We start from the raw sequence: 14,491 nt of genomic DNA, 5'->3' as shown, positions 1-14,491 counted from the left end.
CCTGTCGCCCAGATGTAAGTCGAAGTAAGGGAGGACGAAAGAAATCCACTACTGCGTTTTCTGTTGGGCAGGAAGCCTACACGCTCTCCGCAAGGTCAGTGTAGGTAGTTCACCATATAGATTTCTGAATCTAGTTGTGTAGGCAGAGAGTAGGGAATGGGGAGTAGGGAGTAGGAAAGAAGCTTGACCTGAGTGTACTGATTTTTTTCATAAATCAAATATGAGTCCTATAAACAATAGTTTAAAAGTTATAGTAGTCAGGTTTGATTTGTACTGGATTTTTTCAGAAATCAAATAAAAATCCCATAGAAGAATATGGTTATTTTTGGGGTAAACCGTCGTGAAAGACTAGTAATTCGCCTGGTTGGATGGTTGTCCAGACTTCGTTGTCGGTGAGGGGGGTAGTAGCGATAACGGCGACGCGATCGCGTGGGGAAGTCAACTCCCGAAAATCCACCGTCATATCTTGATCAATCAAATGGGCGGCGGCGAAGGGGGCCTGACGGACGATGTAGGAAAGTTTTGTCGAACAGTGGGCAAAAAAATGTTCTCCATCCGACAACAAATAGTTAAAAACACCGACTTGGGCGATTTCCGCCGTAATTTGACGTAGAACAACATTAAGTTTTTCTAAAGGCGGCTTACCTTCAGGAAAAGCTTCTCGGAGAGTTTCTAACATAATACAGAAGGCTTTTTCACTGTCGGTATCACCCACCGGTTCGTAAAAACCCATATTCCGGGGATGGAAATCTGGTAAATTGCCGTTATGGGCAAATACCCAATATCTTCCCCACAGTTCTCGTTGGAAGGGATGACAGTTTCTTAAGGCGATTTCTCCCTGAGTTGCTTTACGGATATGGGCAATTACATGAGTAGAGTGGATGGGATAGCGTCTGACTAAATCTGCTATGGGAGATGTCACCGAAGGTTTGTCATCTAACAATAAGCGACAGCCTTTTCCCTCAAAAAATGCAATACCCCAGCCATCGCTATGATCATCTGTTTTGCCTCCCCGTGCGGAAAAACCTTCAAAGGAAAAGCAAATATCTGTGGGTACATTGCAATTCATCCCTAGCAGCTGGCACATAATCAGTAACTACGAGTTTGAGGATGTTTGACTTGAGAAAACTGTCAGACTTTCAGATTCCCGACTTCTTGAAGAAGTTGGGAATCTTGTAGTTCTATACTATTAAAAACATATTTGTAGATAGTTTCAGTTCAAATAGTGCCAAAAATTATTTATGAGTTGTTTGCCTGACGTTCTCGGAGTTTTAACAATATGTCCGCGTGTATTTCCTTAGTAATGGGGTAAAAATATGTCAAAACTAAACCACAAATTAAACAAACAGTGGGGATAGGGCCGACAGCCAGGCGAATAGCGGTGAGTGCTGATTCTGGTTGAACTGGTAAAGTGCTTTGTCCCGCTACAGCTTCTTTAAAACCAGCAGATTGTAAGGCGTTACCGACAAGAAATAATCCGAATGCTAACCCAAACTTCTGTAACAAAACCATGAAACCATAAAAGATACCTTCGCGGCGTTGTCCGGTTTGGAGTTCATCTAATTCAATCACATCGGGAATCATTGACCAAGGAACTAAATACGCTGTGGATACACCTACGCCAGCCATCATAGCCATAATATACATTAAAACTAATTGGTCAGCTTGTAAAAAAAATAGTCCGGCGGCGGCGATTATCCATAAACTCATACCGAGAAAATAAACAAGTTTTTTACCAATTTTCTTACTTAAATTACTCCACACAAATAACATAACTAAAGCAGTGCCTTGGACAGCAATCATCACTGTCGGAACATCTGCTTCTTTGAGTTTCATACAGTTGATCACAAAATAAGGAATGATGCTGGCTGTAATTTGCACAGCCAACCAAGAAAATAGATATATGCCAATGACAAATAAAAACGGGCGATTGGTAAAAACAATTTTTAACTGTTCAAAAAATGGGATTGATGGCGGTTCTTCTAGTTGGATGCGTTTGGCTTCAAATGCTAAAATGCGATCGCGGACTCCAAAAATGCACCAATATAGGGAAACTACAGAAATTACAGTACAAATCGCTGCTAAGACAAAATATTGTTGTTGACGGTCAGGAATTTGCGAAAATACTATTTGCGCTAAAATCAACGATAAAATACTGCCACCAATCGAAAAAGTAAAGCGAAAACTGTTCAGACTGGTGCGTTCATCATAATCTTGGGTAAGTTCAGGAGTCATCGCCGTGTAAGGCAAATTCACAACGGTGTAAAATACCTGCGATATCAACCCAATTACGACGTAATACCAAAACAAAACCCCAATATTTGTACTGCGATCGCTACTAAATTGCGGTACAATCCACTGCAAGAAAAAGAAAATCCCAAAAGGAACCGCACCATATAACATCCAAGGTAGCCGACGACCCCATCGCCGAGATTTGGTTTTATCTGTTAATAATCCGACAAACGGATCATTAACAGCGTCCCAGATTTTGCCAATCAACAATACACTCCCAGCCAACCCGGCGGGAATCCCAGCGACATTGGTAAAGAAGACTAACAAGAAGAATATGGAAATATTAGCGGTAATTGCTGGGCCTAAATCACCTGCACCATAAGCTAATTTGGTTTTAAAATCCAGTTTTGGACTCAAAGCCGGATTTTGGTCAGAATCGTTCATAATATCTGAGGCTCGGATTAAAATAAAAAGTTTGCGATCGCTATCAGTATTACCTCAAAATTACTTTTTTATGCCAGACCTTTACGTTTCTTGGTCAGAATATCACTACAAAATTGAACAACTGGCGGTTCAGGTATATCAATCTGGTTGGGAATTCAACCAAATTGTTTGCCTAGCCAGAGGCGGACTGCGAGTTGGAGATATTATTTCTCGGATTTATCAAAAGCCATTGGCCATTTTAGCGACATCATCTTATAGCGGCCCCGGCAAACAAGTGCGAGGTAATCTCACTGTTTCCCATCATTTGACCATGACCACGGAAAAGTTAGGTTCCCATATCCTGTTAATTGACGACTTGGTAGACTCTGGAATTACTCTTCAACAGACAATTCCTTGGTTACGGGAAAATGTCGATTCCTCAATTGCGGAAATTCGCAGCGCCGTCGTTTGGTATAAAGCCTGTTCAGTGATTAAACCTGATTATTACGTCGATTACTTACCGGACAATCCTTGGATTCACCAACCCTTTGAACATTACGAACATACCAGCCCCGCAGATTTGGCAGCAAAGCTAAGTCAATTATGCTGACAAATTATTGCCCTACAACTGAATTTACCAATCCAAAATCCAAAATCTAAAATCTAAAATTTAGAATAGCCACAGCCACACAGGCAAAGTCACCAACAACAGCAAGACTCCCAAGGCTAAGGAAGTCACGGCGAGGTTACGGTCAAGATTGAAAGTTTCAGCCAGCACCATTGTCGCAAATGCTGGCGGCATTGCCATTTGTAAAACAATGACCTTGGCGGCGGAACCAGTCACGCCAAATAAAGATAAAGTACTGCCAAGCAGCAGGGGAACTAAAAGCATTTTGATTGCCAAACTGATGGCGGCTTGGGGGAAATTTTGCCAAGAAGTCAGCAGCGAAAGGCGCATTCCAATTAATACTAAAGATAAAGCGACAGCAATCCAACCCAATTTTTCGAGATAAAATTCTGCCGTCGGAGAAATACTAATTTGGCGAAACCATAAACCCAAACCAAAACTCCACAAGGCTGGGTTAATTAATATGGCTTGAGTCATTTGCCAATAGTTTGTGCCACCATCGCCATAACGAGATGCGAGAGCGACACCCAAACCATAAGCACCAAACAGTGACCCCAATAAATCGTAGAATAAAGCCCAAGCAAAATAATCTTGCCCGACCATTGCTAAAGTCACAGGAAAGCCGATATAACCTGTATTGCCGACCATTGCCGCCAAGAGAAAACTTCCCTGAGTTGGGTGCTGAAAAGTTGTGTTTGTCAGATAAGCTTGTCCTTTGATTGTTAACCAAGCCAAAAATGCACCTAATAAAATCGCTAAATGAGCGATCGCAGGTGCAATCCAAATCTGTGCCGACAGGTCAGCTTGGCGTAAAAAAGCCACAATACTGACAGGTACTCCCACCCAAAAAAGGAACTGACCCAAACGCTGTGGAACTGCGGCAGGCAGTTTCCGTCCCAGAAAAAATCCGATTAAAATTAAGCCTGCCAGTTTGACGTATAGTTCTAGGAGGTTTGCCAAAATTTCCCTAACAAAGACAGATGTAATATGTACCGAATATGCTAATCTCTGTCCAGTCTACAGTCTGTTATGAATTTTGAACAAAAGCAGGAGTTAACCCTTGAATAAAGCTGGGTTTTCTGGAAAAGCCCCAAATTCGTCCGGTGATTCTGGTGATGACATTCCAGTAGCTTTACGCGATACTCCTGATGTCTCGTCCAAAACACCCTTACAACCTTTAGTTCTGATTATTGGGGGAGTCGCAGGATTTATCTTGCTGGCTGTAGTTAGTGGTTTTTTCTTTTCTCTCACTACACCGAAAAAAATCACCGATTCTTCATCTTCACCAGCAGATTCCTCGACTGTCACCACTCCCGGCGCGACTAACTCAGCAAATCCCCAAGATAATAATGCGGTGTTGGGACATTTAGCTTACCCAGAAGCACCAGAATCAGAGTTAGCAGCGATTACAAGCGATCGCCGCATCAGAATGCGAACAGCCGCCGCCGAAAAGTTTCGCGCCATGACTCAAGCCGCCCGGAGTGCTGGGGTAATTTTAGTGCCAATTTCTGGCTTTCGCTCTGTGAAAGAACAAGAGCAATTATTTTTTGAAGTCGGGGCGCAACGCAATCAAACCCCGGCCCAAAGAGCCGCCCTCAGTGCGCCGCCAGGCCATAGTGAGCATCACACAGGTTATGCGGTAGATATCGGAGACGGAGCCGCACCCGCTACGAATCTTCAGGCTAACTTTGATCAAACCAAAGCTTTTAGCTGGCTACAAGCAAACGCCGCCCGCTTTGGTTTTGAGTTGTCTTTTCCTCAAGATAATGTGCAAGGTGTGAGTTATGAACCTTGGCATTGGCGTTTCGTTGGCGATCGCCAAAGTCTAGAAACCTTCTATAAAGCCAGAAATTTAAAACCCGCTAAAACATCACCTTGAATAAGAATTCAGAAGTCAGAATTCAGAATCGATTAGTGGCGGTATTTTTACTCCACTAATTGACAAGATAAAATTAAATTCTGACTCTTGACTTGTAAATTCCTATGATTGATAGCAATCAAAGTATAGATTAGGACTATATTTATAGCTGAAATCCCTGATGTTCCTGAGTTTCTACTCAGTACTCAGCACTCAGCACTTTGCCATAATCCTATTTCTCCGCATTTTCAAAATCTGTCAACGCACAAGCAAACTCCCGAAAAGCCGTTTTAATTAACACCTCTCTCATCGTTCTTTCTAAGGAAGAATTACGAATCATATCTGTTAACTCTAAGAATAGATATGAAACAATAAAACGGTCTTGACGGTCAAATTGTTTCAGACAAGTCAAGATAAAATCATACAACTCAGTTTTGCGAGGTTTGCTTTGTTCTTCCCAAATTTTGAATGCTAGTTGCACTGTTTTTAGGCGGATCTCACTCATATTGTAGGAAGTGTCTTTGTAGCGAATTGACACGCGCTGAGGCAGTTCCATAAGTTGTGGTGTAGAAAAATTATGTGAATTACTATTCAGGTATTTTTTTACTTATCCGGAGAAATGGACAATAACGAAAAGAATTCTCAAATATCCAGATAAATTTATCAAGCGATCAAGATGTTTTTCTAATTAGAGAGACTTTAGTAAAAACTATTAATATCAATTTAAATAATGATGATAGAGACATAAAAAACAGTCTTGTACAGCAATTATCAATTTAATATGATGGCAGAATGCTGCGGAGAAACTCCGTAATTTCAAAGCCTTGAGCAATCAGTACTGTTCTCAGCTATGTGACTACGACCATAACAGATAAGAATTTAACCAGTTATAATTATGTATTCAATTTGTCTTATGAACTCAAATAACTTTATTATTGATTTTTGACCCATCTTTAATCCCAAATTACGGCTTGGATTGATTATTTTATTGAGAAAATAAATTTGATTAACATTGACAAAACCTAAAATATGTGATTGGGTGAACAATAAGGTGAAGCTGATAACTAATAAGGAACTGCAAAAGATGTTGCAGTGAAGCCGAAAGAACATGAAGTTAATGAAAATCCTAGATAATCAACCTAAATGGTGCGTAATCTCCCTCAGTGTTTTTCTCACAAGCTTGATAGGTTGGTTAGACTACCAAATCCCACCAGAAATATTAATAGCAATTTTTTACTTAATTCCGATTGGCATTGCAACTTGGTTTGCTGATAATTGCAGTGGCGTATTAATTTCATTGATTAGTGCAGTTACAAATTTAGTAGTCAATCAAAAACCAAATTTTCACTATTTACATCCCTTAGTACCTTATTGGAATACTGTTGTAGTTTTAGTATTTTTCTTATTTACCAACTATCTTTTGTCACAACAAAAACTCACATTAAAAAACTTAGAAAGACTAGCGAGGACTGATGCTTTAACAGGGCTACATAACAGGTCATTTTTTTTAGAATTAGTAAACTTTGAAGTTCATAAATCTTTAAGACATAAAGAACCAATAACTATTGCATATTTTGATGTTGATAACTTTAAACTTGTTAATGACCAGTTTGGGCATACTGTTGGCGATCGCCTGCTATGTTTAGTTGCGGAAAATGCGAGAAATAATCTACGTAAAATTGATGTTATCGCCAGACTTGGAGGTGATGAATTTGCAATTTTATTACCACGTACTGGTTATGAAGCATCCGCAGTAGTATTACAGAGATTACACAGAACCTTATCATCTATCATGCAGGCAGAAAATTGGCCTGTCACCTTGAGTATTGGCGCAATTACCTTTATTAAACCGCCAGCTTCAGTCACAGAAATTCTCGAAAGAGCCGATAATTTAATGTACGGTGCTAAAAAAAGGGGTAAAAACTTGCTACACCACGAATTAGCAAATGATTTAGTAGATGAATAAACTGAAAGAAGAATTCAGGAGTCAGAAAAAGAGTGTGAGGCGAAGTAGGGGAGTGCGGGCGGTCTTTTAACTCAGCACTCAGCACTTTCAACTCAGCACTTTTCATTTTTGCCTTGTTTAAGACTACCCTTTGTTTATTCTGTTAAATTAGGAGACGCAAAATGGTCACAGCAGTGAAAGAGTTTGATGCACAACAATGGGTCAAAACTCGCTCTTCCCTCGATGCCAATGAATCGACATTTTTAGTTTGGCAAGGCAAGATTTATAGTTTTATTCCTGGAGAGAAAAGAAAACTCTTATTTAAAATCTTGGGTGTGAGTGTTAGTAGATGTATTTCCACAGGAGAAGATAGTTGGGATTTTACTTCTCGTGAACTCACTTATTACTTAAACCCAGAAACAGAAGAGATTTTGCCCAAATGGGAAAATCCTTGGACTGGTGAAACTGTGCCTGTGTTACACGTTGCGAATAATCCTGTGCAGGGACATTTTAAAGGTAAATTTCCAGCCCAAGTCGAGGGAGACACGACAACTTTTGTCTTTGATATTTTTCCAACTTATCCAAATCCTTTGGCAGAAGATCCAAAATTTGCCGAATATAGTCCTTATGAAACTTATCAAGCCGCAGAATTATTTAAATTATCTGTTCCAACCGCAGATTTATTCAATTCAGAACTCAATTCTGTTTCTCAACTAAAGCTGAGTTGGGATAGGATTGGGCAATGGCTACCGTGGATGAAAATGGGCGATCGCGCTGGTAATCTCATCTATAGTGCTTTTGGCTCTAAAGTTGGTGGTTTAGCAGAATTACCCCAACTACTGCAAGATGAAATTAATCACCGCGTTCCCTTATATAAACAAGCTCCCAAAGCATTCTCCGAGGGGGAAGATATGACTTCTTGGCTATACTTCCAGAAGAATTTTGATGCTTACTTAGCTGGTGAAATCTTTCCCCTACCAGCTGCTGAGGAATTGTAATGTGGTGTTGATAAGTTGGTGAATAGTTAAATTCTTCTTCAAGCTTCTCCATCCAGGGCTTTGTCATCAGAAAACGCTTATGTGGTCTATTCTGCATTCAAAGCCTTGCGGAACACCACCTTATCTTCCCCTGCCTTGTAGAAGTCCCGAATACGTGCCTCCTCCTCGAAACCGCATTTTTTGTAGAAAGCCCGCGCTCGTTCATAGCTGGGCAGCCCCGAAGTCTCGACCAACAAAATTCTCTGACCACTCGCCCGTAAGGCATTTTCCACATACTTTACTAACGCTTCTCCTCGCCCTTGCCTCTGATAGTTGGGATGCACAACGATCATTAACAAGTCCCATGTCCCATCTGTAAACGGGGCAGGTGCGTAGTAGGCGACCCCGCACGCTTTCCCATTCTCCTCATCGGTGAGCCACACATGACCCTCGCCGATGTTACCACTGAAGTAACTCGCCAGCACTTTGCTCAGTTCTTCGGTTTCGCTCGCGGGGAATAGCTCTGCTGCTACAGCGATCGCGATTAATGCCTCTGAATCATCGGGCGTACTCGGTCGAATCATAGGGAACTCCAGTGCTGTTTGTTCGTCAGATTTATGCGTGTCTGTACTGCTTACTATAGCGGTTTTCACTTGCTTGTAATACAGTCAGAATCCACCCCGCATTTTCTTACGCAAACGCTCTCCTCCCTGCTTGCGGGTGGAGTTGAGGTGTACCTCATTGAACTGAGAACCGCTATAATCTCAACCTCACCGAAACTTAAAACTTCCGCATATTGTTCTTTACAGGGTCAAATCCTCTAGAAAAGCGGGTGCTGTCATCATAATAAGCACCACTTAAATCTGCACCATACAGCTTAGTAAAGTTGAGTTTCGCACCCCGGAGATTTGCTTCTTTTAATTTGACACCGCATAAATTAGCTCTCGTCAAATTCGCCTGAGCTAAATTAGCTTGACTCAAGTCTGCTCCCCAGAGTTTAGCTTTGGCTAGGTTCGCTTGGCTCAAGTCTGCTCCCCACAAATTAATTCCTGGTAAGTAAGCGGAAATTAACCTGGCTCGGCTTAAATTTGCAGCCGGAAAATATCTTTCCCCTGCATCGTAACTGCGCTTGAGTTGTTCAGCATCCATGAGTAGTGTTGACCTTTTTCAGTAATAGAGACGTAATTTGTTCCCATTCCTGGTTTAGCTCGCCCACAAACTCTGGCTGACTGCTGCGATGATACCAATAACGCGCATTATGCAAATCGCCTTCTTGACGATGTAAGTAAGCATGAACCCAAGCACTATCAACATCATGGGCATTTTGGACTATTTCATGAGCTTGGTTCCAATCGCCTTTTTTGTCATACCACAGAGCTTGTAGTGCTTTTGGTAGGGTTTGCGGACATGAGACCTGTTTATCGATCAATCGCAGGAATTCCTGAGTATTCACGATCGCCACTCCACAACTATCAAACCTATTTCTAAGATACTTGGCGATCGCCCTTCATTACAATTATTGTTGCAAACTGGAAAATACAGCTAAGGTAAAGCAATTCTTCAGGAGGTGAGTATGGCCTTTAGTAGTTATAAATCTATTAGCGAAGTTCTCAAAACATTTCAGATTATCTACACAGAAGCTAATTTTGTTCTAACTACAGAGTTTAATATTCCTCAATATTTCCGAGAAGATTTAGCAATTGTTATGCGCGAAGGTGTCGTGGATAATTCTGAGTTTGCTATTTGTGAGAACTTAATTTATCCAGTTTTGAAAGAAGTTTGGAAGCAGTATAATAGTAAGTTTACTTTATGGAGTCATCAATCACTAAGCTATGATGAGCAATTATCAGGTTTTCCTGAATATATTTTGGCTAAACGTTCGCCTTTAGGGAAAATAGTTTTTGATAAACCATACTTTATTTTAGTAGAAGCGAAACAAGATAATTTTGAAGCAGGTTGGGCGCAATGTTTAGCTGAAATGATTGCGGCTCAAAGACTCAATCAAGAATTGTCTTTAGTTATCTATGGGATTGTTTCTAATGGTGCAGTTTGGCAATTTGGTAAACTAGAAGCACAAAATTTCACTAGAAATATTACCCCCTTCACTATTTATGAATTAGACAATTTATTTGCCACTGTCAACTATATTTTTAAACAATGTCAATTACAACTATAGTAATCCTAAATCATTTGTGAAATTCTCCTTCTTTTTCTCCTTCTCTTTCTTTGTGTCCTACCCTTCGGGAAGCCGCTATCGCGTCTATGCGCCCTTTGCGGTTCGTTTAAAATAATATGTTTTCACAACTCAGATAGGATTGCTGTAGATAATTTGCTGATATCTCAGCCTAATCTTTCAACTTGACTCCGCATCAATTTCTGCACACTAACTAAAGCTCGATTTAACTCAAAATTGCGCCGTTGCGGATTTTGTAAATATGCCTGTTGTTCTTCCTCAATCATTTCTACATCTTTCACTACTAAACCTTCAAGTAGTTTTGTAGCGGCATTAAATAAACTATCTTTAATAAATCGGCGAAACCAGACAGGTAATTTATGTAATCGCCAAAAGGCATTGAGTGAGGTGAAATGAATTAAATAAGCTTTAGTTTGAGTTTCACTTACAGGACACAATAAACAATAAATTTTAAAATCTTTGCCTAATTTAGATTGCCAATGGGGATAGATATAACTCACATCCAACGGCTCTGGATGGAGCTTTCGTAATGCGGGAAAAAATAATTGAGAAATTGACCAAATTTTATCGATTTTATAATAACTTTGGGCAGTATAATGAGCATCTACACGGTGATTATCTTCGTCGATATTTTGTAAAGATGCTGCCGCCCAAGCTTGTAAATCTTGATGTAAATGTCCGTGATACATATCCATCAAGTTTTCAATTAAATAAGAATAATGGGCTTGACAGTTAATGACTGCAACTGAAGCAATATAATTCAGATGTTCCCATTCTGGTAAACCCATTGGTTCAACAGCTAATTCTGCATCACCAGGAAATAGCCAAATAAAACCATCTTGTTCTTTGACTGGGTAACGACGAATTTGGCAGTTTGGTAATTTTTGATTTGCAGCTAAATAAGGAACTGCTGTACATTCACCCGATGAATTGAACCGCCAACCATGATAAGCGCATTCTAATTCATTAGCGATCGCTTGTCCGTGGCTGAGTTTAACTTGACGATGGGGACAACGGTCTTCTAAGGCGTGGATTTTACCTGTACTGTCGCGGTAAAGTGCGATCGCTTGATGCCATAATATCACTCCCACAGGTTTATTAGTTACCTCAGTACTCAGTGCAACTACATACCAATGGTTAGGGTTAATCCCCAATTGACGCACATCAGAAGTTTGCACAGTTTGAGAGAGAGATGACATAATTCAGCCTATCCTTTTCCGCGTTAGTCTAGTCACTGATGACCAGATTATCACTTAGGGAACTAAAACTAATTTTGCTGACAAGCTATAAAGTATGTGTAGTTACAGCAGAATTCACCGAAGTGGAGGTTTTCAACCCTTTTCCCTTCATTCTGAATTCTCTAGCGATACACCACAAGACTTACGCACAAAGATGGTCTGTGGAGATTGGGTTTAGGGGCTTCGCCGTGGGCATTAGCCGAACGGTGTAAGGGTTTTGGATACATACACCCCATACCCCTACACCCTTCCCAAACCCTTGTTTTTTCGTCTCACTGCGTAAGTCCTACACCAGTAAACATATTGAACCAAAAATTCTTATGGCAATCTCTCAAGAAAACCTAACTGAAGAATTTCTTAACGAACTAATGCAAGACACAGCTACCCTCGACCATCTAGAAATTATTGAAAATGTCATCGACTCTCTAGAACAAGATGACAGCGCAATGGTTAGCCAGAGTCCAGAAGGTGGATATCTCTGGAAGTTTAAGTACGGTAGTGTGGAAGTGTTTGTACAACTCACGGGTACAAGCGATGAAGACACCCTCACGGTTTGGTCTGTTGTATTAAAGTTACCCGCCAAAGATGAACCAAAATTAATGCGTTACCTTTTAGAGTTGAATTGCTCTAGTACTTTTGAAGCGCGTTTTGGCATCATTGATGATAAAGTTGTTGTCATCTCAACACGCACCCTAGCGGAGTTGTCTCCAGGGGAAGTCTCACGGTTAATTACGATTGTTGCCACGATCGCCGATAACAACGATGAAGCTTTACAATCTGAGTTTGGTCTTGCTTAAGTAATCATTCATGTCTAACAAGCAGGTATGGCGACTGATTCCTTTCTTAGAAGCCTCTGGTAAATTACAGATGGCGATCGATAAATGGTTATTAGAACAACACCATTTCAGAAAGCATCCTCCAACTCTGCGCTTTTATACTTGGTCGCCAGCTGCTATTTCTCTCGGCTATCATCAACGACAATATCCCCAAGCATGGGAGAATTTAACTTGGCAAGGTAAAAAACTAGATTTAGTCCGCCGTCCCACTGGTGGAAGAGCAGTATTACACCAAAGCGATTTAACCTACGCTGTCATTACATCGGGTTTAGCTGGAAACCGTTTACAAGCATATACAAAAATTTGTGAATTTTTAATTCAAGGATGGCGATCGCTTGGTGTGGAATTAAGCTACGGTACAGCTGGGCGCGGCTACATCCATAACCCCAACTGCTTTGGGACGGCGACAGGTGCAGATTTAATTTTACCCAATGGCGCAAAACTCATTGGTAGCGCCCAACTCAAACGCGGTAACGTAATTTTGCAACATGGTTCCATTCGCTTGCAACCAGATGCGGAACTGTTTGCACAAGTATTTGGTACAGAGTCATTCAATAACCTTCATTTCCCTTACAGCCTCGAACAAATTATGACGGCCTTGATTGCTGCTGCACAAGACTGTTTTGATATGGAAATTGAAGTGCAGCAGTTATCAGAGTGGGAGTTACAGGAGATTTTAAACGCGGAGGTAAGGGGAGTTTAGATGGATATAAATAAAAGTCAACGACTGGAAGCCGCAGCTTGGCGCATAGGCGATGCAGCCGACTTTCTCGAACTATCATCTGATGAAGTAGCTTTCATTGAAATTAAGCTATCTTTGAGCAGACAATTAAAACAACTGCGCGTGAAAAATAATCTGACTCAAACGGAGTTGGCGCAGAAAACCAAATTTAACCGCCGATTGAAGAGGATGGACGCAGATAAACGCAGATAAATTTTTACTTGAGCAGATGAAGCAACGCTATAGTCAGATGAAAATAACATATTGCTACTCGGTCAAGCCTGTATCTTGAATTATGCTAAACCTTACTTTCTAGAGTTTGGGGAATGGGAGTAGTTGCAGCTAACTTTCTACCGTAGTTAATCGCAATTAACCCTGTCACATACATAAATAAACTGTAAACGGCTGCTGGTACTGCCATATCAGGATTGTTGAGTATTCCGGCGGTAATGGCGATCGCTAGTGTACCATTTTGAATCCCCACCTCAATGGCGATGCAGATTTGCTGAGACGGATTGAGGTTAAATAGTTTGCTAATATAAAACCCCGCCAGCATTGAGACACTGTTCAACAGCACCACAGCAATTCCTACTTGCAGAATAAAGCCAGGGAGACGATTCCACTCACGAACAATTAGTAAGAGAATAATTATAGCCAGGAAGGCAACGGCTAAACGGCTAGTCACCTTTTCTAAACGATGGGCAACTTCTGGGAATAACTGACGCACTCCCATTCCTAAACCGATAGGCAGCAGTGTCATCAGAAAGATTTGTACTATTGTTGCACCAATAGGTAGAGCGATCGCCGCAGTTTGTCCGATGAAGTGTTGATATGCGAGGTTTGCTAATACTGGAATTGTCAAAACGGTAATCAAACTACTCAAAGCTGTTAAAGTCACCGACAGCGCAACATCACCTTTAGCCAGGAATGTAATTACGTTGGAAGATACCCCACCTGGACAAAGCGCAATTATGATTAAACCCATAGCAATGGTAGGCTGCATGGGTACTAATTTCGCAATAGCAAAACCAATAATTGGTAAAAGAACTAACTGACTAATCAAGCCAATGGTGACGGCTTTGGGATAATTTTTGACACGTTGAAAATCTGCGGGTGTGAGCGATAAACCCATTCCCAGCATAATAATTGCTAAGGCTATAGGTAGAGCAACTGTAGTGAAAAAGCTTGCTTCCATAATGAATAATTTATAATAACGACTCTATCAGTGAGAAATTTAACGGTAAAACAAGATTATTCGCTGTTTTGTGCCGATTTGCATCTTAAACTGCTGGTATAGGTAGAAACATTATCAAACAGTATTGCTTTCTTTACAAGCGTATGGGCGAGTATTCATACCACTCATACCAATTCACAATTCGCAATTAAAAAACTTAGATGTAGCAAGAATTTTAGGGTTTACATCTGTATCAGATTCTTCG

17 protein-coding genes are annotated in these 14,491 nt (G+C 40.8%); 8 read left to right on the top strand and 9 right to left on the bottom strand.

Features of this window, described 5'->3' with window-relative positions; genetic code table 11:
• Positions 1 to 319: 319 nt before the first annotated feature.
• Both H6G77_RS02420 and H6G77_RS02415 read right to left on the bottom strand, forming a co-directional pair.
• Positions 320 to 1,087 (bottom strand): class II glutamine amidotransferase, encoded by a 768-nt coding sequence (locus H6G77_RS02420; protein ID WP_190588112.1) that lies wholly within the window; start codon positions 1,085 to 1,087, stop codon positions 320 to 322.
• A gap of 152 nt (positions 1,088 to 1,239) precedes the next feature.
• Positions 1,240 to 2,676, bottom strand: a complete 1,437-nt coding sequence (locus tag H6G77_RS02415) for an MFS transporter (RefSeq protein WP_190870725.1) — start codon at positions 2,674 to 2,676, stop codon at positions 1,240 to 1,242.
• Positions 2,677 to 2,746: 70 nt separating this feature from the next.
• Between H6G77_RS02415 and H6G77_RS02410 the strand changes: the two genes are divergently transcribed.
• On the top strand, positions 2,747 to 3,265 hold the full coding sequence (locus tag H6G77_RS02410; RefSeq protein ID WP_190588110.1) for a phosphoribosyltransferase: 519 nt from the start codon (positions 2,747 to 2,749) through the stop codon (positions 3,263 to 3,265).
• Positions 3,266 to 3,325: 60 nt separating this feature from the next.
• Here the strand turns inward: H6G77_RS02410 and H6G77_RS02405 are convergent, their stop codons facing one another.
• On the bottom strand, positions 3,326 to 4,243 hold the full coding sequence (locus tag H6G77_RS02405; protein ID WP_190870724.1) for an AEC family transporter: 918 nt from the start codon (positions 4,241 to 4,243) through the stop codon (positions 3,326 to 3,328).
• A 100-nt stretch (positions 4,244 to 4,343) separates the two neighbouring features.
• Between H6G77_RS02405 and H6G77_RS02400 the strand changes: the two genes are divergently transcribed.
• On the top strand, positions 4,344 to 5,162 hold the full coding sequence (locus H6G77_RS02400; protein ID WP_190870723.1) for a D-alanyl-D-alanine carboxypeptidase family protein: 819 nt from the start codon (positions 4,344 to 4,346) through the stop codon (positions 5,160 to 5,162).
• 211 nt (positions 5,163 to 5,373) lie between these two features.
• On the opposite strand, the gene H6G77_RS02395 is transcribed toward H6G77_RS02400, so the two are convergent.
• The gene (locus H6G77_RS02395; protein ID WP_062294129.1) at positions 5,374 to 5,697 is read right to left on the bottom strand and encodes a hypothetical protein; all 324 of its coding nucleotides are present in this window, start codon (positions 5,695 to 5,697) and stop codon (positions 5,374 to 5,376) included.
• Positions 5,698 to 6,258: 561 nt separating this feature from the next.
• On the opposite strand from H6G77_RS02395, the gene H6G77_RS02390 reads away from it, so the two are divergent.
• Positions 6,259 to 7,107 (top strand): GGDEF domain-containing protein, encoded by an 849-nt coding sequence (locus tag H6G77_RS02390; RefSeq protein WP_242048164.1) that lies wholly within the window; start codon positions 6,259 to 6,261, stop codon positions 7,105 to 7,107.
• 161 nt (positions 7,108 to 7,268) lie between these two features.
• Positions 7,269 to 8,084, top strand: a complete 816-nt coding sequence (locus tag H6G77_RS02385) for a DUF1838 domain-containing protein (protein ID WP_190870722.1) — start codon at positions 7,269 to 7,271, stop codon at positions 8,082 to 8,084.
• A gap of 86 nt (positions 8,085 to 8,170) precedes the next feature.
• On the opposite strand, the gene H6G77_RS02380 is transcribed toward H6G77_RS02385, so the two are convergent.
• The 3 genes from H6G77_RS02380 to H6G77_RS02370 form a co-directional block, all read right to left on the bottom strand.
• Positions 8,171 to 8,647, bottom strand: a complete 477-nt coding sequence (locus H6G77_RS02380; protein WP_190588105.1) for a GNAT family N-acetyltransferase — start codon at positions 8,645 to 8,647, stop codon at positions 8,171 to 8,173.
• 196 nt (positions 8,648 to 8,843) lie between these two features.
• Positions 8,844 to 9,212: a pentapeptide repeat-containing protein gene (locus tag H6G77_RS02375; RefSeq protein WP_062294133.1), complete on the bottom strand. Its 369-nt coding sequence runs from the start codon at positions 9,210 to 9,212 to the stop codon at positions 8,844 to 8,846.
• Positions 9,202 to 9,516 carry a hypothetical protein gene (locus H6G77_RS02370; protein ID WP_190588104.1) on the bottom strand — a complete coding sequence of 105 codons (315 nt, stop codon included), beginning with the start codon at positions 9,514 to 9,516 and terminating at the stop codon, positions 9,202 to 9,204. Before H6G77_RS02370 ends, H6G77_RS02375 begins: the two co-directional genes overlap by 11 nt.
• A gap of 120 nt (positions 9,517 to 9,636) precedes the next feature.
• On the opposite strand from H6G77_RS02370, the gene H6G77_RS02365 reads away from it, so the two are divergent.
• A complete protein-coding gene (locus H6G77_RS02365) occupies positions 9,637 to 10,239 on the top strand; it encodes a hypothetical protein (RefSeq protein ID WP_190870721.1) in 603 nt (200 codons plus the stop codon).
• Positions 10,240 to 10,403: 164 nt separating this feature from the next.
• Here the strand turns inward: H6G77_RS02365 and H6G77_RS02360 are convergent, their stop codons facing one another.
• Positions 10,404 to 11,456 (bottom strand): aromatic ring-hydroxylating dioxygenase subunit alpha, encoded by a 1,053-nt coding sequence (locus H6G77_RS02360; protein ID WP_190870720.1) that lies wholly within the window; start codon positions 11,454 to 11,456, stop codon positions 10,404 to 10,406.
• Between the two features lie 359 nt (positions 11,457 to 11,815).
• Here H6G77_RS02360 and H6G77_RS02355 point away from each other — a divergent pair, with 359 nt between their 5' ends.
• The 3 genes from H6G77_RS02355 to H6G77_RS02345 are packed head-to-tail and all read left to right on the top strand — an operon-like array spanning position 11,816 to position 13,265.
• The gene (locus H6G77_RS02355) at positions 11,816 to 12,292 is read left to right on the top strand and encodes a YbjN domain-containing protein (protein ID WP_190870719.1); all 477 of its coding nucleotides are present in this window, start codon (positions 11,816 to 11,818) and stop codon (positions 12,290 to 12,292) included.
• Between the two features lie 10 nt (positions 12,293 to 12,302).
• A complete protein-coding gene (locus H6G77_RS02350; RefSeq protein ID WP_190870718.1) occupies positions 12,303 to 13,034 on the top strand; it encodes a biotin/lipoate A/B protein ligase family protein in 732 nt (243 codons plus the stop codon).
• Positions 13,035 to 13,265, top strand: a complete 231-nt coding sequence (locus tag H6G77_RS02345) for a hypothetical protein (RefSeq protein WP_190588099.1) — start codon at positions 13,035 to 13,037, stop codon at positions 13,263 to 13,265.
• Positions 13,266 to 13,350: 85 nt separating this feature from the next.
• Here H6G77_RS02345 and H6G77_RS02340 read toward each other — a convergent pair whose 3' ends face one another.
• Positions 13,351 to 14,247, bottom strand: coding sequence for a bile acid:sodium symporter family protein (locus H6G77_RS02340; protein WP_190668562.1), 897 nt, complete (start codon positions 14,245 to 14,247; stop codon positions 13,351 to 13,353).
• Positions 14,248 to 14,491: the final 244 nt, after the last annotated feature.

The organism is Aulosira sp. FACHB-615, assembly GCF_014698045.1.
GTDB lineage: Bacteria > Cyanobacteriota > Cyanobacteriia > Cyanobacteriales > Nostocaceae > Nostoc_B.
This window is presented reverse-complemented; position numbering and strand designations above follow the sequence as displayed.